At 70.7% G+C, this 18,236-nt stretch carries 17 protein-coding genes; 12 read left to right on the forward strand and 5 right to left on the reverse strand.

All coding sequences use genetic code 11. The features are described from left to right. Positions 1 to 127 precede the first annotated feature (127 nt). Genes AB5J50_RS45410 through AB5J50_RS45445 form a run of 8 tightly spaced genes read left to right on the forward strand, consistent with a single transcriptional unit; the run spans position 128 to position 8,012 of the window. Positions 128 to 1,189, forward strand: coding sequence for a sugar ABC transporter substrate-binding protein (locus AB5J50_RS45410; protein ID WP_369264408.1), 1,062 nt, complete (start codon positions 128 to 130; stop codon positions 1,187 to 1,189). Then, complete coding sequence (locus tag AB5J50_RS45415) at positions 1,186 to 2,679, forward strand: sugar ABC transporter ATP-binding protein (protein ID WP_369264409.1); 1,494 nt, start codon at positions 1,186 to 1,188, stop codon at positions 2,677 to 2,679. The genes AB5J50_RS45410 and AB5J50_RS45415 overlap by 4 nt, the downstream gene beginning before the upstream one ends. Further along, entirely contained in the window at positions 2,672 to 3,697 is a 1,026-nt protein-coding gene (locus AB5J50_RS45420; RefSeq protein WP_369264410.1) for an ABC transporter permease, read from the forward strand. The genes AB5J50_RS45415 and AB5J50_RS45420 overlap by 8 nt, the downstream gene beginning before the upstream one ends. A gap of 53 nt (positions 3,698 to 3,750) precedes the next feature. Next, entirely contained in the window at positions 3,751 to 5,106 is a 1,356-nt protein-coding gene (locus AB5J50_RS45425) for an L-fuconate dehydratase (protein WP_369264411.1), read from the forward strand. Continuing rightward, entirely contained in the window at positions 5,103 to 5,867 is a 765-nt protein-coding gene (locus AB5J50_RS45430) for an SDR family NAD(P)-dependent oxidoreductase (protein ID WP_369264412.1), read from the forward strand. The genes AB5J50_RS45425 and AB5J50_RS45430 overlap by 4 nt, the downstream gene beginning before the upstream one ends. After that, complete coding sequence (locus tag AB5J50_RS45435; protein WP_369264413.1) at positions 5,864 to 6,850, forward strand: aldo/keto reductase; 987 nt, start codon at positions 5,864 to 5,866, stop codon at positions 6,848 to 6,850. The genes AB5J50_RS45430 and AB5J50_RS45435 overlap by 4 nt, the downstream gene beginning before the upstream one ends. Then, the gene (locus AB5J50_RS45440) at positions 6,847 to 7,161 is read left to right on the forward strand and encodes an L-rhamnose mutarotase (protein ID WP_327433840.1); all 315 of its coding nucleotides are present in this window, start codon (positions 6,847 to 6,849) and stop codon (positions 7,159 to 7,161) included. Before AB5J50_RS45435 ends, AB5J50_RS45440 begins: the two co-directional genes overlap by 4 nt. After that, positions 7,158 to 8,012 (forward strand): amidohydrolase, encoded by an 855-nt coding sequence (locus AB5J50_RS45445; RefSeq protein WP_369264414.1) that lies wholly within the window; start codon positions 7,158 to 7,160, stop codon positions 8,010 to 8,012. Before AB5J50_RS45440 ends, AB5J50_RS45445 begins: the two co-directional genes overlap by 4 nt. 132 nt (positions 8,013 to 8,144) lie before the next feature. On the opposite strand, the gene AB5J50_RS45450 is transcribed toward AB5J50_RS45445, so the two are convergent. Beyond that, positions 8,145 to 9,575 carry a lipase maturation factor family protein gene (locus AB5J50_RS45450; protein WP_369264415.1) on the reverse strand — a complete coding sequence of 477 codons (1,431 nt, stop codon included), beginning with the start codon at positions 9,573 to 9,575 and terminating at the stop codon, positions 8,145 to 8,147. A gap of 109 nt (positions 9,576 to 9,684) precedes the next feature. On the opposite strand from AB5J50_RS45450, the gene AB5J50_RS45455 reads away from it, so the two are divergent. The 3 genes from AB5J50_RS45455 to AB5J50_RS45465 all read left to right on the forward strand — a co-directional run bounded on the left by AB5J50_RS45455 (position 9,685) and on the right by AB5J50_RS45465 (position 14,212). Beyond that, complete coding sequence (locus tag AB5J50_RS45455; protein ID WP_369264416.1) at positions 9,685 to 11,097, forward strand: DUF6777 domain-containing protein; 1,413 nt, start codon at positions 9,685 to 9,687, stop codon at positions 11,095 to 11,097. A gap of 79 nt (positions 11,098 to 11,176) precedes the next feature. After that, positions 11,177 to 13,252, forward strand: coding sequence for a SpoIIE family protein phosphatase (locus AB5J50_RS45460; protein ID WP_369264417.1), 2,076 nt, complete (start codon positions 11,177 to 11,179; stop codon positions 13,250 to 13,252). Between the two features lie 45 nt (positions 13,253 to 13,297). Continuing rightward, positions 13,298 to 14,212, forward strand: coding sequence for an Fpg/Nei family DNA glycosylase (locus AB5J50_RS45465; RefSeq protein WP_369264418.1), 915 nt, complete (start codon positions 13,298 to 13,300; stop codon positions 14,210 to 14,212). A 4-nt stretch (positions 14,213 to 14,216) separates the two neighbouring features. Here the strand turns inward: AB5J50_RS45465 and AB5J50_RS45470 are convergent, their stop codons facing one another. The 3 genes from AB5J50_RS45470 to AB5J50_RS45480 form a co-directional block, all read right to left on the reverse strand. Continuing rightward, on the reverse strand, positions 14,217 to 14,867 hold the full coding sequence (locus tag AB5J50_RS45470) for a zf-HC2 domain-containing protein (protein WP_369264419.1): 651 nt from the start codon (positions 14,865 to 14,867) through the stop codon (positions 14,217 to 14,219). Between the two features lie 188 nt (positions 14,868 to 15,055). Beyond that, positions 15,056 to 15,571 (reverse strand): hypothetical protein, encoded by a 516-nt coding sequence (locus AB5J50_RS45475; RefSeq protein WP_369264420.1) that lies wholly within the window; start codon positions 15,569 to 15,571, stop codon positions 15,056 to 15,058. Positions 15,572 to 15,709: 138 nt separating this feature from the next. Then, on the reverse strand, positions 15,710 to 16,258 hold the full coding sequence (locus AB5J50_RS45480; protein ID WP_330309177.1) for a sigma-70 family RNA polymerase sigma factor: 549 nt from the start codon (positions 16,256 to 16,258) through the stop codon (positions 15,710 to 15,712). A gap of 267 nt (positions 16,259 to 16,525) precedes the next feature. Here AB5J50_RS45480 and AB5J50_RS45485 point away from each other — a divergent pair, with 267 nt between their 5' ends. After that, on the forward strand, positions 16,526 to 17,695 hold the full coding sequence (locus AB5J50_RS45485) for a CapA family protein (protein WP_369264421.1): 1,170 nt from the start codon (positions 16,526 to 16,528) through the stop codon (positions 17,693 to 17,695). Between the two features lie 39 nt (positions 17,696 to 17,734). Here AB5J50_RS45485 and AB5J50_RS45490 read toward each other — a convergent pair whose 3' ends face one another. After that, positions 17,735 to 18,199 carry a universal stress protein gene (locus tag AB5J50_RS45490; protein WP_369264422.1) on the reverse strand — a complete coding sequence of 155 codons (465 nt, stop codon included), beginning with the start codon at positions 18,197 to 18,199 and terminating at the stop codon, positions 17,735 to 17,737. Positions 18,200 to 18,236: the final 37 nt, after the last annotated feature.

Consider the following 18,236-nt stretch of genomic DNA (forward strand, 5'->3'; position numbering starts at 1 on the left):
CACCGGAGTGGTCGGACCACTATCGCTTGAAAGCAGGGAAATTTGGCCCCGGAGGGTGTTGCGGCGGCGAAGTGGTCTGATAAATATGCGGTCACCTGCTCGATCTCGCTCAATGAGGAGCTGTTAGATGGCCGGCAGAACCCTGCGAAACAGGCGGATCTCCCTCAGCGCGGTGGCTGTGGCCGCCTGCGCGACCCTCACGCTCACGGCGTGCGGCAGCACCAAGGACACCGCCGCCTCGGGCGGCGGGGGCGGCACCGGCAAGGTCGGGGTGATCCTGCCCCTGCTGACCTCGCCGTTCTGGCAGTCGTACAACGACTACGTCCCGAAGATGGCGACGTCCGAGGGTGTGGACGCGCTCAAGACCGTCAACTCCAACAGTGACCCGTCGCAGCAGATCACCGACATCAACAACCAGCTCAACCAGGGTGTGAAGGGCCTGGTCGTGGCTCCCCTGGACAGCGCCGCCATCGCCGCCGGACTGGACCAGGCCGAGCGCAAGGGCGTCCCCGTGGTCGCCGTCGACGTCGCGCCCGAGAAGGGCAAGGTCGCCATGGTCGTACGCGCCAACAACGTCGCGTACGGCGAGAAGGCCTGCCAGTACCTCGGCAAGCACATCAGCTCCGGCAAGGTCGTACAGATCATGGGCGACCTGGCGTCCGTCAACGGCCGTGAGCGTTCCGAGGCGTTCCGCACCTGCGTGCGGAAGAACTACCCGAAGCTGAAGGTCCTGGAGATCCCCGCCAAGTGGGAGTCCGACACCGCGGCCTCCAAGCTGGACACCCTGCTGAACGCCAACCCCGACATCAAGGGCATCTACATGCAGGCGGGCGGCGTCTACCTCGCCCCCACCCTCCAGACCCTCAAGTCCAAGGGGATGCTGAAGAAGACGGGCCAGGCGGGCCATATAGCGATCGTCTCGAACGACGGCATCCCGCAGGAGTTCGACGCCATCCGCAAGGGTGAGATCGACGCCACCGTCTCGCAGCCCGCCGACGCGTACGCCAAGTACGGCATGTACTACATCAAGGCCGCGATGCAGGGAAAGACGTTCAAGACCGGCCCGACCGACCACGACTCCGAGATCGTCAAGCTGCCCAGCGGCATCCTGGAGGACCAGCTGCCCGCGCCGCTGGTGACCAAGGACAACGTCGACGACCCCAAGCTCTGGGGCAACACGGTCACATGAGCACCCCACTGGTGGAGGCGCGGGGCGTGGCCAAGCGGTACGGCCCCACCGTCGCACTCCAAGACGGCCGACTCACCGTCCTGCCGGGCGAGTCGCACGCCCTCGTCGGGCGCAACGGCGCGGGCAAGTCCACCCTCGTCACCCTCCTCACCGGCCTCCAGGCCCCCGACGAGGGCACGGTCCGCTTCGACGGCGAGCCCGCACCCCCGCTCGCGGACCGCGACGCCTGGCGCCGCAAGGTGGCCTGCGTCTACCAAAAGCCCACGGTCGTACCGGAGTTGACGGTCGCCGAGAACCTCTTCATCAACCGGCAGCCGGTCGGGCGCGGCGGCTTCATCAGCTGGCGCCGGCTGCGGGCCGAGGCGGCGGAGGTCCTTCAGACCTGGGACGTGCACGTCGACCCGGAGGCGCGGACCGCAGACCTCAAGGTCGAGGACCGCCAAATGGTCGAGATCGCCCGGGCGTTGAGCTTCGGCGCGCGTTTCATCGTCCTCGACGAACCGACCGCGCAGCTCGACAACCGGGAGATCGAGCGGCTCTTCACCCGCATGCGGGCGCTCCAGGAGTCCGGCGTCACCTTCCTGTTCATCTCGCACCACCTCCAGGAGGTGTACGAGGTGTGCCAGACGGTCACCGTGCTCCGCGACGCCCGCTGGATCACCACCGCGCCGGTCGCCGAACTCCCGCGCCCGGCACTGGTGGAGGCCATGGCGGGGGAGTCGATCACCGAACAGGGGGACACGCGCCGGTCCGTGGCCGCCGGCGCCCCGGTGATGCTCGACGTCCAGGGGCTGACCTCGCACGCGTTCGACGGCATCGACCTCACCGTCCGCCGCGGCGAGGTCCTCGGCCTCGCCGGATCCAGTGGCAGCGGCAAGATCGAACTGGCCGAGTCGTTCGCCGGACTGCACACGCCGACCGGCGGAACCGCTCGACTCGACGGCCAGCCGCTGCCGTTCGGTGATGTGCATGCCGCGCTCAAGGCGGGCGTCGGCTGTGTTCCGCGCGACCGGCACGACCAGGGTCTCGTCTCCGGGATGAGCATCGGAGACAACGCCACCATGAGCGTCCTGGGCCGCCTCGGCCGCTACGGCTTCATCGGCACCGACCGCAGACGCGGCTTCGCCACCGAGCTGATCGAACGCCTCGACATCCACACCGAGGGACCCGAGCAGCCTGTCTCCGACCTCTCCGGCGGCAACGCGCAGAAGGTCGTCATGGCCCGCGCCCTCGCCTCGGACCCGCGCCTGCTCGTCCTCATCAACCCCACCGCGGGCGTCGACGTGAAGTCCAAGGAGTCCCTGCTGGCCCGCATGGACAGCGCCCGCGCGGACGGCACCGCCGTGCTCGTCGTCTCCGACGAACTCGACGACCTGCGCCGCTGCGACCGTGTCCTCGTCCTCTTCCACGGCCGTGTCGTCGCCGAGCACCCGGCGGGCTGGCACGACCACGAGCTGATCGCCTCCATCGAAGGAGTGGACCATGGCTGACACCAAGGCCCCGCCGCTCACCCCGCCGCGGACTCCGGACCCCCGCGCCGCCAAGGCCGTACTCCTCCGCCGTGCCCGCGAACTCGCCCTCGTACCGGCCCTGTTGGTGCTCATGGTGCTCGGCGCGATCGTCAACGACTCGTTCCTCACCGAACGCAACCTGATCTCCATCCTGGGCGCCTCGGCAGCGCTCGCGATGGTGGTCCTCGCCGAGTCGCTGGTGCTGATCACCGGCAAGATCGATCTGTCGCTGGAGTCGGTGGTCGGCATCGCACCCGCCATCGGCGCCCTGCTGGTGCTGCCGGCCGCGCAGTCCGGCTGGGGCACCCAGTGGCCGGCCGCGCTCGCCCTTCTCGCGATCCTCGTCGTGGGCGGAGTCATCGGCGCCTTCAACGGCATCCTCGTCGTGAAGTTCAAGCTCAACGCCTTCATCGTCACCCTCGCGATGCTGATCGTCCTGCGCGGGCTGCTGGTCGGCGCCACCAAGGGCAAGACGCTGTTCGGCATGCCCGACGCGTTCTTCTCGCTGGCCACCTCCACCGTCCTGCGCGTCCCCCTGTCGGTGTGGCTGGCCGCGGTCGCCTTCGGTGTCGCCGGGCTGATTCTCAAGTACCACCGGATCGGCCGCGCCCTGTACGCGATCGGCGGCAACGCGGAAGCGGCCCGCGCGGCAGGCATCCGCGTCGACCGGGTGCTGCTCGGGGTGTCCGTCGTCGCGGGCGTGCTCGCCTCGGTCGGCGGGATCATGCAGACCGGCTATGTCGGTGCGATCAGCGCCAACCAGGGCAACAACATGATCTTCACGGTGATGGCGGCCGCGGTCATCGGCGGCATCAGCCTCGACGGCGGCAAGGGCACCATGTTCGGCGCCCTCACCGGCGTACTCCTCCTGGGTGTCGTCCAGAACCTGCTCACGCTCGCCCAGGTGCCGTCCTTCTGGATCCAGGCCATCTACGGCGGAATCATCCTGGTCGCCCTGATGATCGCCCGCGTGACGACAGGCCGCGCCCAGGACTGACTTCTCGGATCCCCGAGTCCGAGGATCCCTTGCCACCGATCGAAAGGCCTTCCGTGTCCCCGACCCCCGCCCGCATCACCGCGGTCGACACCTACGACATCCGTTTCCCCACCTCGCGCGAGCTCGACGGCTCCGACGCGATGAACCCGGACCCCGACTACTCGGCGGCGTACGTCGTGCTGCGCAGCGACGCGGCCGACGGCGCCGAGGGGCACGGCTTCACCTTCACCATCGGGCGGGGCAATGATGTCCAGGTCGCCGCGATCGACGCGCTGCGCGGGCATGTGGTCGGACGGTCCGTCGACGAGCTGTGCGCCGATCCGGGCTCCCTGGGCCGGGACCTGATCGGCGACAGTCAGCTGCGCTGGCTCGGACCCGAGAAGGGCGTGATGCACATGGCGATCGGCGCCGTCGTCAACGCCGTATGGGATCTGGCCGCCAAGCGCGCGCGCAAGCCGCTGTGGCAGCTGCTCGCCGACGCCGAGCCCGAATGGCTGGTACGCCAGGTCGATTTCCGCTACATCACGGACGCGCTCACGCCGGAGGAGGCGCTGGAGCTGCTGCGGCGCGGGCGGGAAGGCGCCGAGGACCGCAGGGCCCTGCTCGTCGAGCGGGGCTTCCCCGCCTACACCACCTCGCCCGGCTGGCTCGGCTACAGCGACGAGAAGCTCACACGGCTGGCCGCGGAGGCCGTCGCCGACGGGTTCACACAGATCAAGCTGAAGGTGGGCGCGGACCTCGCGGACGACGTACGCCGCTGCCGGGTCGCCCGCTCCGTGGTCGGCCCGGACATCCGCATCGCGATCGACGCCAACCAGCGCTGGAACGTCGACGAGGCGATCACCTGGACCAAGGCGCTCGCCGAGTTCCAGCCCTACTGGATCGAGGAGCCGACCAGCCCCGACGACGTCCTCGGCCATGCCGCCATCCGCAAGGCCGTCGCCCCCGTCAAGGTCGCCACCGGCGAGCACGTCCAGAACCGCATCATCTTCAAGCAGCTCCTCCAGGCCGGTGCCATCGACGTCCTCCAGATCGACGCGGCCCGTGTCGGCGGTGTCAACGAGAACCTCGCCATCCTGCTGCTCGCGGCCAAGTTCGGGGTGCCCGTCTGCCCGCACGCCGGCGGCGTCGGCCTGTGCGAACTCGTCCAGCACCTCTCGATGTTCGACTTCGTGGCGCTCTCCGGCACCACCGAGGACCGGGTCATCGAATACGTCGACCATCTGCACGACCACTTCCTCGACCCGGTCGTGATCCGCGAGGGTCACTACACGGCACCCGCCGCGCCGGGCTTCTCGGCCGCCATGCGGCCCGGGTCCATCGCCGAGTTCACCTACCCCGGCGGCACCTTCTGGGCCGCCGACCTGGCACAGCAGAAGCTCAACGACAAGAAGGGCGCAGCAGTATGACGGACCCTCAGGACTTCGCCGGCCTCCGGGCGCTGGTGACGGGCGGCGCCTCCGGCCTCGGCCGGGCCACCGCCGACCTGCTCGCCGCGCGCGGTGCCCAGGTAGCCGTCCTCGACCTGGACCCGTCGTCGGTCGAGAAGCCGCTGCTCGGCTATCGCGCCGACGTCACCGACGACGCGTCCGTACGGCAGGCCGTGGCCGCGGCGGTCGCCGACCTCGGAGGACTCGACGTACTGATCAACAACGCGGGCATCGGCGCCCAGGGAACCGTCGAGGACAACAACGACGAGCAGTGGCACCGGGTCCTGGACGTCAACGTCCTCGGCATGGTCCGTACGACCCGGGCCGCCCTGCCCCATCTGCGGGAATCCGCGCACGCGGCCATCGTGAACACCTGCTCCATCGCCGCCACCGCGGGCCTGCCCCAGCGCGCCCTGTACTCCGCGTCCAAGGGCGCCGTCCTCTCCCTCACCCTCGCCATGGCCGCCGACCACCTCCGCGAGGGCGTCCGCGTCAACTGCGTGAACCCCGGTACGGCGGACACCCCGTGGATCGCCCGGCTGCTCGACGCCGCCGACGACCCGGTCGCCGAACGGGCCGCGCTGGAGGCCCGCCAGCCCTCCGGCCGGCTGGTCTCGGCAGCCGAAGTCGCGGGCGCCGTCGCCTACTTGGCGAGCCCGCTCTCCGGCGCCACCACCGGCACGGCACTCGCCGTCGACGGCGGCATGCAGGGGCTGCGACTGCGCCCGGTGGGCCAGTGAGCACGCTCGGGAGAAGCGGCGTCGAGGTCAGCGAGCTGTCCTTCGGCGCCGCGGGTATCGGCAACCTGTTCACCTCGGTGAGCGACGAGCAGGCGTACGAGGCGGTCGACGCTGCCTGGGCCGGAGGCATGCGCTATTTCGACACCGCGCCGCACTACGGCATCGGCCTCTCCGAGCGGCGCCTGGGCGCGGCCCTGCGCCAGCGGCCCCGCGCCGAGTACACCGTGTCCACGAAGGTGGGCCGCCTCCTGGAGCCCACGGACGCGGACGGCGACGACCTGGCCGACGGCTTCGCCGTACCCGCCACACACCGCCGCGTCTGGGACTTCAGCGCGGACGGCGTACGACGCGGTCTGGACGCCAGCCTCGAACGGCTCGGCCTCGACCACGTGGACGTCGTCTATCTGCACGACCCGGACGACCACGCCGAGCAGGCCTTCCGAGAGGGCTACCCCGCCCTGGAGAAGCTGCGCTCGGAGGGCGTGATCGGGGCGATCGGCGCGGGCATGAACCAGACCGGGATGCTCACCCGCTTCGTCCGCGACACGGACGTCGACGTGGTGCTGTGCGCGGGGCGGTACACCCTGCTCGACCACCGTGCGCTCACCGACCTGCTGCCCGCCGCCCAGGAGCGCGGCACGTCCGTCGTCATCGGCGGCGCCTTCAACTCCGGGCTGCTGGCGGATCCGAGACCGGGCGCGACGTACAACTACATGACGGCGTCGGGTGAGTTGCTGGAACGCGCTCTGCGCCTCAAAGCCATCGCCGAGCGGCACGGCAGCACCCTGCGCGCCGCCGCGCTGGCCTTCCCCGCCGCGCATCCGGCCGTGGCGAGCGTCCTGGTGGGTGCGCGTTCCCCGCACGAAGTCCGCGACTGCGCGGAGCAGTTCGCGACGCCGGTACCCCTGGAGTTCTGGGACGAACTGCGTGCGGAAGGTCTGCTGCCCTCCGCCGCTCCCGTACCCGGACAGGAGCCGTCATGAGAGTCGCGCTGCACACCACGGTCCGCGCGGACCGCGTCGCCGAGTACGAGACCGCTCACCGCGAGGTCCCCGAAGAGCTCACCGCGGCCATCAGGGCCGCCGGAGCCACCTCCTGGACGATCTGGCGCAGCGGCACCGATCTGTTCCATGTCCTGGAGTGCGAGGACTACGCGCGGATGCTCGCCGAACTGGAGAAGCTGCCGGTCAACATCGCCTGGCAGGCCCGCATGGCCGAACTCCTCGACGTCGTCCACGACTACTCCGGTGAGGGTGCCGGCGCAGGGCTGCCCGTCGTGTGGGAGCTGCCGTGAACGTGGACGCGCACCACCATGTGTGGGACCTCTCCGTCCGCGACCAGGACTGGATCACCGGACCCGAACTCCAGCCCCTGCGGCGGAACTTCACCCTCGCGGAGCTCGAACCGCAGGCGCGGGCCGCCGGGTTCGACCGCACGGTCCTGGTGCAGACGATCACCGTGGCCGAGGAGACCCCGGAGTTCCTCGCCCTCGCGGAAGAGAGCGAACTGGTGGCGGGGGTCGTGGGGTGGACCGACCTGACCCGCCCGGATGCCGCCGACGAACTGGCGCGGCTGCGCGAGATGGCGGGCGGCCAGTACCTCAAGGGCATCCGCCACCAGGTGCAGGGCGAGCCAGACCCCGAGTGGCTGCTGCGTCCGGACGTCCGGCGCGGACTCGCGGCGGTCGCCGGGGCCGGGCTGGTCTACGACCTGGTCGTGCTGCCCCACCAGCTCCCCGCCTGCGTCAAGGCGGCCGAGGCTCTGCCGGAACTCACGTTCGTTCTGGACCACTTGGGCAAGCCGCCCATCGCGTCGGGCGAACTCGAACCGTGGGCATCGGACGTCCGGGCGCTGGCCGCGCTCCCCAACACGGTGGGCAAGCTCTCGGGCCTGGTGACGGAGGCGAACTGGAGGTCCTGGCCGGAGGGGACGTATCCGCCGGCCGAGCTGCGCCCCTACGCGGACACCGTGCTGGACGCCTTCGGCCCGAACCGCCTGATGTACGGCTCCGACTGGCCGGTGTGCACGCTGGCGGCCACGTACTCCGGAGTCGGTGACATCGCGGCCGGGCTGGTCGTCGAGCTGAGCGGCGGCGAGCGCGCCGAGATCTTCGGGGGCACCGCCACCCGCGTCTACGCCATCTGACCCTAGGCTCCCCGCCGCCCCTGCCGTGCAGCACACGGTGGTGGCGGCATGCCCTGGGCGACGCGTGCACCGGGTCACTCCGCACGCCTCCGGTCCGGGGATGGCTGTGGTGCGGCAGGGGGAGGGAACCGTCTAGTACCGGACACGACGCTCGGCCTCCGTCTCCAGCCGTGTCGGCGGCAGGAAGTCGCGTACGTACGTCCGGTGCCAGCACGCGCCCGTCTCCCGCAGCTCGCGCCAGGTCGTGTACCGGTAGCGGAAGAGGCGGGCACGGACATAGCGGGGCGGGGCGTCGGCCGGGAACGGGGAGCGGCGCAGCAGTCGCAGCGTGTCGCGGTCGTTCTCCAGGAGCCGCTCCACGAGACCCGCGAACCAGTCACCGGCGTAGGCGGGGGAGAGCGCCGCGAACCACATCAGCCAGTCGAGCCGCAGATGGTACGGAGCGAACTGGCGCGGCCAATGCCGTGGATCACCCGGCTTGCCCTTGAACTCGTACTCCCGCCACTCCGCATCCTCGCGCGGGAGGCCGTCCGCCGTGCCCTCGACGATCACCTCGTACCGCACCCGGCTGATGCTGCCGAACGCCCCGTAGGTGTTGACCAGATGGAGCGGGTCGAAGGAGCGGTTCATGACCTGGCGCCGGGAGAACAGATTGCGCACCGGGCGGTAACTGAGGGCCACCAGGCCCGTGGCCACCGCGAGAACCACGACCTCGTACCAGAGGGGTGTTCCGGCCACGTGCGGGGCAGTGGTGGGGAACTCGACCGCCGACAGGGCCAGCACGATGGTGATCCAGTTCAGCCAGGAGAAGTTGCCGGACAGGACCAGCCACAGCTGGGTGAGGATCATCAGCGAGGCGGCGGCCGTCGCGATCGGCTGCGGGGTGAACAGCAGGACGGGGACGACGAGTTGGGTGACGTGGTTGGCGGCCACCTCGGCCCGGTGGAACGGCTTGGGCAGATGGTGGAAGAACCAGCTCAGCGGGCCCGGCATCGGCTGTGTCTCATGGTGGTAGTACAGGCAGGTCAGCTCCCGCCAGCAGGCGTCGCCCCGCATCTTGATCAGCCCGGCGCCGAACTCCACCCGGAACAGCACCCAGCGCAGCAGGAAGAGGAAGACGACCGGTGGGGCCACCTCGTCGTTGCCGAGGAAGACCGCGAGGAAACCCACCTCCAGCAGCAGGGACTCCCAGCCGAACGAGTACCACGTCTGGCCGACGTTGACGACCGACAGATACATCGCCCAGGGGACGAGCCACAGCAACATCCCGCCCCAGAGCGGCAGTTGCGAGTCCAGGCCCGCGATCAACGCCACCGACACCGCGCAGCCCGTCCAGGTCCAGGCCGCGTAGAAGCGGTCCGAGTAGTGCCAGTGGAACACGCTCGGTGCGTGACGGAACGCCACGCGCTCCACGAAACGGGGGACCGGGAGCATCCCGCGCTCCCCGATCAGCGCGCGGAACTGCACCGCCGCGCCAAGGAACGCGACGAGGTACACGACGGCCAGCGCCCGCTGGAAGACCAGCCGGCTCAGCCAGTACTCGGGGGCGACGAACCACTGCACGTCGAGTGCTCCTCTCCCTTCCATTGTGACGCTGGGTGACTGCCTCCGCTTGCGTGAGCCAAGTGAGTGACGCAGACAATGGTGGGCGAAATCGGCGGGGGGTCAACGCATGGCCCGGCAGGAACGGGAGAACGCGGTGCACATACCCACCAGAACCCTCGTCACGGCCTGCGCACTCTCGGCGACGCTCGTTGTCGCCGGGTGCGGCGGCGACAACCAGAAGGACAAGGTGGCATCCGGCGGATCCGGCAGCGAGGTCTTCCTCCAGCCCGTCGCGGCCCAGGGTCCCCACCCCTTCACCGACTCCTCCGCGACCCCGCCACCCGTCACCCGAATGCCGCAACCGGCGTCCACCGGCGCCGCCTCCGGCGGCCAGGGCGAGCGCTCCCTCTCGGGCTCCACGCCGGGCCTCTACGGCGGCACCCAGAACACCGGGAGCTGCGACGTCGAGAAGCAGATCGGGTTCCTCGCCGCGGACCGGAGCAAGGCGCGTGCCTTCGCCCAGGCCTCGGGGATCTCCCAGGCCTCCGTACCGGACTTCCTGCGCGGACTGACCTCGGTGGTGCTGCGCGCCGACACGCGGGTCACGAACCATGGGTTCAGCAAGGGACAGGCGACCAGCTACCAGTCCGTGCTCCAGGCGGGCACCGCCGTCCTCGTCGACAACCGGGGCGTGCCCCGCGTCCGCTGCGCCTGCGGCAACCCTCTGAACCCGCCCTCCGCGCTGGAGGGGAACCCGGGCACCCAGGGGCGGGCCTGGGACGGATACCGGCCCGCCCAGGTCGTCGTGGTGACCCCGGCGCCCATCGTGATCACCAACATCACGATCATCAACATCGTCGACAACACCTGGATCGAGCGCAGGATCGGCGACGACGGCCACCACGACCACGTCGTTCCGCCGGCCGACGACTGGACGAAGACGCAGACGCAGCGCCCGAGGCCGGACCACTCGGCCGGCACCGCCCCGCACGACGAGAGCCCGCGGCCCCACGCATCGGAGTCCGACTGCATCACGCCCACCGAGACGGTGACCGACATGCCGGGACCGACCGAGAGCGTCCCGGGCGAGACCCCCGACTCCGACTCCGCGCTGTCCGACACGGCGAAGCTCGAGTCCCCGACGGACGAATCGATGGACCCGGCGGACGAGCCGACGGACCCGGCGGACCGGGCGGCAGAGCCCCCGAAGTGCCCGACGGCCACCGTCACGGCCCCGCCGACCACGGAGCCCGGGAGTACACAGCCCCCTTCGGACCGGACTCCGCCGAGCGAGTCCCCGTCGGACCGGAGCACCGCTCCGGAGCCCGGCACGACCTCCCCCGGCCGGTCCGCGTCGGACGAGCCCTCGTCGCCGGCCCCGTCGAGTGAGCCGGACACATCGAACACCTCGGGCGAGGACATCGGCCCCGACACCGTTCCGGACAGCCCCGACGTCCCCGACGGCGGCGGTCTGATCCCCGACGACCCGCCCACGTCGGACAGCATCTTCGACGCCCCGACCGACGTCTTCGACAGCTGAGCTCCGGCTCGGCCGGGGAGCCCGGAGACGGGCTCCCCCAGAAGTCGAACAATCGAGCAAATCCTGGCAAGGTGGCTCCATGGTTGATCGGGGTGCGAGCGCCCTGTCACTCCCGGACGACTGGCCCGCCCACCCGGATCCGATCCTGGCGCTCAACCGCATGGGCAGCTTCGACTGGGACCTGGACGCCGGTCTGTTCCACATGGACGCCCAGGCCCACGAGATCTTCGACATGCGCCCCGACGAATACGACGGCCACCCGGAGAGCCTGGGGATCCGCGTGTCCCCGATGGAGGGCCGCAGACTCGACTCCGTGGTGTCTCAGGCCATCAAGGACGGCAGCGAGAACTACGGCGCCTACTTCCGCGTCCGCCGCCGCGACGGCTCCCTGCGCTGGACCCACACCCAGGGCTACATCCGCCGCGACGAGACCGGCCGCCCGCGCCGGATCATCGGCATCGTCCGCGATGCCACCGAGGAGCTGGGCGAGAGCGCGGCGCGCCGTGATCAGGCCGCGCAGGACGAGGCCCGGCGCCAGCAGACCAACGTCGTCCAGATCACCACGGCGGCCCTCGCGCACGCCCGCACCGTCCAGGACGTCATCGACGTCCTGGAGGACACCCACGGCCTCACCCACCTCGGGGCGAAGAGCCTGGTCATGGGCCTGGTGGAGGCCGGCCGCATCCGTATGGTCGCCGCGGGCCCCTCGGACAGCTACGTGCCCGGCACCCGGGTCACGCGCATCGACGCGCAGTACCCGATGAACGAGGTCGTACGGACCCTCGCGCCGCACTTCATCGAGTCGCCGGAGGAGTTCGCCGAGTCGTACCCCCTGCTGTGGCCGAACATCACCGATCTGAAGATCACGTCGGCCGCGTATCTGCCGCTCATCGTGCAGGCCAGACCCATCGGCGCGATCGGCCTGCTCTACAACGACCGGCACGGCTTCTCGTCGGACGAGCGCAACGTCCTCGTCGCGCTCGGCAGCAGCATCGCGCAGAGCCTGCAACGGGCCATGTTCTACGAGCAGGAGAAGGACCTCGCCCAGGGCCTCCAGCAGGCCATGCTGCCGCGCTCCATCCCCAGCGTGCCCGGCGCCGACATCGCCGTCCGCTATCGCTCCGCCTCCCTCGGCCGGGACATCGGCGGCGACTGGTACGACGTGATCCCGCTGCCCGGCGGCCGCGTCGGCGCCGTCATCGGCGACGTCCAGGGCCACGACACACACGCCGCCGCCGTCATGGGCCAGCTGCGCATCGTGCTGCGTGCCTACGCCGCCGAGGGCCACACCCCCGCGACCGTGATGGCCCGCGCCTCGGTCTTCCTGCACGAACTCGACACCGACCGCTTCGCGACCTGTCTGTACGCGGAGGCCGACCTGTCGACCGGAGTCGTCCAGCTCGTCCGGGCCGGCCATATCGACCCGCTGATCCGGGGGACCGACGGAAGCTGCCATCGGCTCGCCGTCGACGGGGGCCTGCCGCTCGGCCTGTCCGCCGAGTTCGGCCGCCTCGAATATCCGGTCGACACCGTCGAACTCGACCCGGGCCAGTGCCTGCTGCTGTTCACCGACGGTCTCGTCGAGCAGCCGGGCATCGACCTCGACGAAGGTATGCACACCCTCACGGAGCTCATCGGCTCGGGCCCGGAGGACGTCACCGACCTCGTCGAGCGGCTCATCGACGTGGCCGAGGAGCGCGGCGGCGACGACGACGTGGCGCTGCTGGTCCTGCGCCGCCGCGTCCCCACCACCCAGCAGCCCGGCGGCCGGCTCCAGCAGCATGTGGCGCCCGGCGACCCCGAGGCGCTCACCGAGGCCCGCCACATGATCCGCGCCGCCGTCCGCGCCTGGGGTGCCCGCGAGCGCTCCGACGAGATCGAGCTGGTCGCCGACGAACTGATCACCAACGCCCTGATGCACACCGAGGGCTCTGCCATCGTCACCCTGCGCGTCCTCGCCGGCCCCGACCGCAGACTGCGTGCCGAGATCGAGGACTCCTCCAGCGCCCTGCCGCGCCGCCGCGAGGCCGGCGAGTCCGGCGTCTCGGGCCGCGGCCTCCTCCTCGTCGACCGGCTGGCCGACGTCTGGGGCGTCGAGGCCCGCGGCGGCGGCAAGTGCGTGTGGTGCGAGTTCATCGTTCCGGAACGGAACTGAGCTCGTTCGCCCGGTGTTGTCGGTGGCGGATGGCACTCTGGACGTATGCCGGAACTGCCCGAGGTCGAAGCGCTCAAGGACTTTCTGGCCGACCATCTCGTCGGCCGTGAGGTCGTGCGCGTGCTGCCCGTCGCGATCAGTGTCCTCAAAACGTACGACCCGCCCGTCACCGCCTTCGAGGGGCGCGAGGTGACAGCCGTGCACCGGCACGGCAAGTTCCTCGACATCGAGGCGGACGGCCTGCACTTCGTGACGCACCTGGCCCGTGCGGGCTGGCTGCACTGGAAGGACACGCTGCCCGACGGTCCCGCCCGTCGCCCGACCACCACCCCTCACCGACGCGCTGCGCGCGACCCCTTCTTGTTGCGCCCGGGCAAGGGCCCGCTCGCGCTGCGGGTCGTGCTGGAGACCGGCGAGGGCTTCGACCTCACCGAGGCCGGCACCCAGAAGCGGCTCGCCGTGTACGTGGTGCGCGACCCGGCGCAGATCCCCGGCGTGGCCCGGCTCGGCCCCGACCCGCTCGCGGACGACTTCGACGAGGTGCGGTTCGCCGAGTTGCTGAAGGGCGAGCGGCGACAGCTCAAGGGCGCGTTGCGCGACCAGAGCCTGATCGCGGGTGTGGGCAACGCGTACAGCGACGAGATCCTGCACGCCGCCAAGATGTCGCCCTTCAAGCTCGCCTCCTCGCTGAGACCCGAGGAGACACGACGCCTGTACGAGGCGCTGCGCTCCACGCTCACCGAGGCCGTCGAGCGCTCCCGCGGACTGGCCGCCGGACGTCTGAAGGCGGAGAAGAAGAGCGGACTGCGGGTGCACGGCAGGGCGGGCGAGCCCTGTCCGGTGTGCGGCGACACCATCCGCGAGGTCTCCTTCAGCGACTCCGCGCTGCAGTACTGCCCGACCTGCCAGACGGGCGGCAAGCCGCTGGCGGACCGCCGGATGTCCCGCCTTCTCAAGTAGCCGATCAGCGGGACTTGAGCGTCACCAGGTGCTTGCCGTCCGTCGTGCGCACCTCGAACCGGCTGATCTCCGCGGACCGGAGCGCGGCACCGCCCCGGACGCTGATGGCCTTGCCGTCGTGCGGGGGCACCATCCAGGTCGCCACCGTCTGCTCCGAGCCGTCCTTGCCGACCACGACGAGCTGACAGGGGCGAGGGCCCCCGGCGTCCTTGACCTTGACGTCGACCTCGCTGCCCCAGTCCCGGTCCTCAGCGGTGACCTGGGCCCATACACCGGTCTTCGCGTCCGTCGCGGCGACCGGGGCCGACTGGTGACCCTGCGCGGTGACCATCGCGATCGCGGGCCCGCCCGCCGCGAACACCACGGAGGCCGCCACCGCGTACAGGAAGCGCCTGCGCCCGGTCCTGTGCCGTGTCGCCACCTCGCCGAGCAGCCGGTCCAGAAGCCGGGGCCCGGGGGCGGCGAAGGGGTGCACGGAGCGCGGTGTGGCTCGTCGGTACAACATCAACTGCCGTGCTGCGGGCCGGAACTCACTCACGTACGCCGTGCAGCTACGGCACTCCATGAGGTGGTCCTCGAAGCGGAAAGCCTCCGCCTCGTCCAGCACGCCGAGCGCGTAGGCGCCGACGTCACGATGCCGTTCCAGGGACCTCATACCGAATACCGAATCCTTGTGGCGATGGTGCGGGGTGGGGTGGTGTTGCTGTTGCCCACCGGTACGCACCAGACCGTCGAATCACTCAAGCCCCGTCCGGAATAGCGGCCAAGACATTCGGAGCACGAGGGCCCGCGGATTGGTACGAGCACGAAAAATTTGCCCGACCGTGTGGTCGGACAGGGTGGTCAGAACAGGTGGATCGCCAGATGCCCCAGCGGCAGCCCCAGCCGCCAGGCCGGCGTCCACACCTTCGGACCGTCGTCCTCGCCCGGCACAGGCCCGCCACCAGGCACCGCGTCCAGGTCGGGGGCGAGCAGCTCGGTCTCCTCCAGCCAGCGCCAGGCCGCCGACGCCAGCTCCAAGTCCGGTGCGGGAGCACCGGATTCGACCGCCTCCGCCGCGAGCCCCGCCATCCGCTCGCGCACCCAGTCCTGCCACGGCTGGTCGTACGCCGTCAGCGAAAGCCACATCTCCAGCTGTGTGACGACCCGGATCCCGGAGAGTTCACCGCCACTGTCGGAGAGGAAGATGGTCAGCGCCAGCGCGTCGCGTCCGGCGCGGAACTCGAAGGACGTGGGCGGCATCAGGTCGCCGGTCCGCAGCAGTTCGTCGGCGATGTACTCGGCGTACAACCACGCCATGGGGACGGTGAGTTCCCCACCGCCGGTGCCGTCCGTGCTCTCTTGACCTCTGTGCAGCATCCCTTCCTGCCTTCCTCCGGTGTGCGTGCGCGTCGCCCGACCCCGGGCTCTCAGTCCGGAACACGGATGAGGACAAGCGGAATACTCAACCATGGTCCTCGGCAGGCGCTTTACGGAGGTTTGACTCGGCCTTCGGTTTCACCGCAGGTCGGCCGCATATCCCGGAAGAACCCGGCGCAGGGCGCGGAGCGCGTAGTACGCGCGGGACTTCACGGTACCGGGCGGAATTCCGAGCGCCGCGGCGGCCTCCGCCACACTCGCCCCCTGGAAGTACACCTGCACCAGGACTTCACGGTGCTCGGGAGTGAGAGTCTTCACAGCCTCCCGTACATCGAGCGTCGCCGCGGACCGTTCGGCGTGATCGGCGCAGACACGCGCACTCTCCAGCACCGCGTCCCCGACCTCCGCGGGCCGTGCCTGGCGGGCCCGCCGCGCGTCGATCGCGAGCCGCCGTCCGACGGTGAGCAGCCAGGGGCGTACGGAGTCGAAGTCGTCGGCACGCAGCGCCTCGGGATGCTGCCAGGCGCGTACGAAGGTCTCCTGCACCAGGTCCTCGGCGCGTTGCCGGTCGCCGTCGGACAGGCGCAGCAGCAGCGCGAAGAGGGGGCGGCCGTGCTCGCGCTGCAGCGCGGCCAGCTCGTGCTCGGCGGTCGTTCCGCGGGTGATGGTGATGGTTCCGGCCGTCATGGCGTGTATGCCAGCGGGTGCCGCCCCACGGGGACAGGGGCGGGGCACGGTTGTGCGGTGGGCGGTCGAAGCCGTCGGTGAACGGTGCGCCGAACGGTTCGGCGAGCCCCGCCGGGGGCTCCGCCCCGAGACCCCGTTCGCCCTGACGAGCTCGTCCGCGGGCGCCGGACGGGCTAGCAGTGTGTGTGGCTCCTTGACTCTTGGCCGCCCTCGTACGTGGATTCGTGTCACTTCATGGGTAGATATGACCGCGTCGGGACGAGGCTGATGACCACACGCAGGCGACAGAGCACCGCGGCCCTCGCGGCTGTACTCATCGCGGCCACCGTGGGCTGCCAGGCGCAGCAGACCCCGGCCACACATGCCCCGCAGAGCGGACTCCCCGCGGCCCCGGCCCCCTCCGTCCCACCCGGGTTCACCCTCGTCGCCTCCGGCGACGTGCTGCCGCACACCTCGGTCATCGAGCGGGCGAACTTCGACGCCGGAGGTCACGGGTACGACTTCCGGCCGATGTTCGCGGCGGTCATGCCCGTCGTGTCCGGTGCCGATCTGGCGATCTGTCACATGGAGTCCGTGTACGGCGCGGACGGCCACTACACCGGCTACCCGACGTTCAGGTCCCCGCCGCAGGTGGCCGTGGCGCTCGCCGCGACCGGCTACGACGCCTGCTCCACCGCCTCGAACCACAGCCTGGACGACGGCGCCGCCGGCATTCGGCGCACCCTGGAAGCCTTCGACCGGGTGGGCGTGCGGCACGCGGGATCGGCGCGCACGGCGGACGAGGCGAACAGCGTCACCATGTTGCGCGCGGGCGACGCCAAGGTCGCCCATCTCGCGTATACCTACGACACGAACGGGTTGCCGCTCCCGATGGGGCAGCCCTGGGCCGTCAACCTGATCGATCCGGTCAGGATCATCGCGGACGCCCGCGCCGCCCGGAAGGCGGGCGCCGACGTCGTCGTCGTATCCCTGCACTGGGGCACCGAATGGCAGGACGCGCCGAACGAGCAGCAGCTGCGGCTGAGCAAGGAGCTGACCGCCTCCGTGACCAACGGGAGGCCCGACATCGACCTGATCCTCGGCACCCACGCGCACGTCCCGCAGGCGTACGAGAAGGTCAACGGCACCTGGGTGATCTACGGTATGGGGGACCAGGTCGCCGGCGAGATGTACAACTACCAGGGCGTCCTGGACCCGCGCGGCAACGAGAGCACCATCGGGCGGTTCACCTTCGCCCCGCCCGCGCACCGGGGCGGGCGCTGGAAGGTGACGAAGGCCGAGTTCATCCCGCAGGCCTACGACCTCGACGCCGGTCGCGTCGTCAACCTCAACGCCGCCCTGGACCAAGGGGCCGGGGTCGGCGGTGTACGCGACCGGATCCGGGGCGTCGTCCTGAGCCGGGGCGCGGCCCAGGACGGGCTCGTCATGGGCCAGTAGCCGTCGCGCCGGCGGGAACCCGGGCGCTCGTCGGCCGGTCTACGGCACGACCGTGACCGGCCAGCGCCCGGCCTTCACCAGCCGGATCGCCACCGAGCCGATGATCCGGTGTCCCGCCTGCTCGGAGGCGCCGACCACCACGGCGTCCGCCTTGAGCTCGTCCGCCGCGGTGACCAGTCCGTTGTAGGGGTCGCCGCGGAAGGTGTGGAACTCCCAGCGCACCTCGAATATGCCCTTCACCCGCTCGGTCGCGTCGCGGATGTACTGGACCAGGTCCTCGGCGATCTCGTCGGTCGTCTCCGCGACCGGCACCCCGAGCGCCGCCCCCGCCGCCATCACGGGCTGGACGTAGACCACCGCGAGCAGCGCGTGCTGCCGTCGGGCCAGGCCACCTGCATAGGCCGCGGCGCGCAGCGAGGAGTCGGAGCCGTCCACGCCGACGAGGATGACCTTGGGACCGTCCGTGCCCCGCTCGAAGCGATGCGAGCCCTGCTGTTGCGTCACAGTGGTGAGGCTATCGGAAACCGCAGGTCCCGCCCCC

It is taken from the genome of Streptomyces sp. R35 (genome assembly GCF_041053035.1).
Classification (GTDB): Bacteria; Actinomycetota; Actinomycetes; order Streptomycetales; family Streptomycetaceae; genus Streptomyces; species Streptomyces lutosisoli.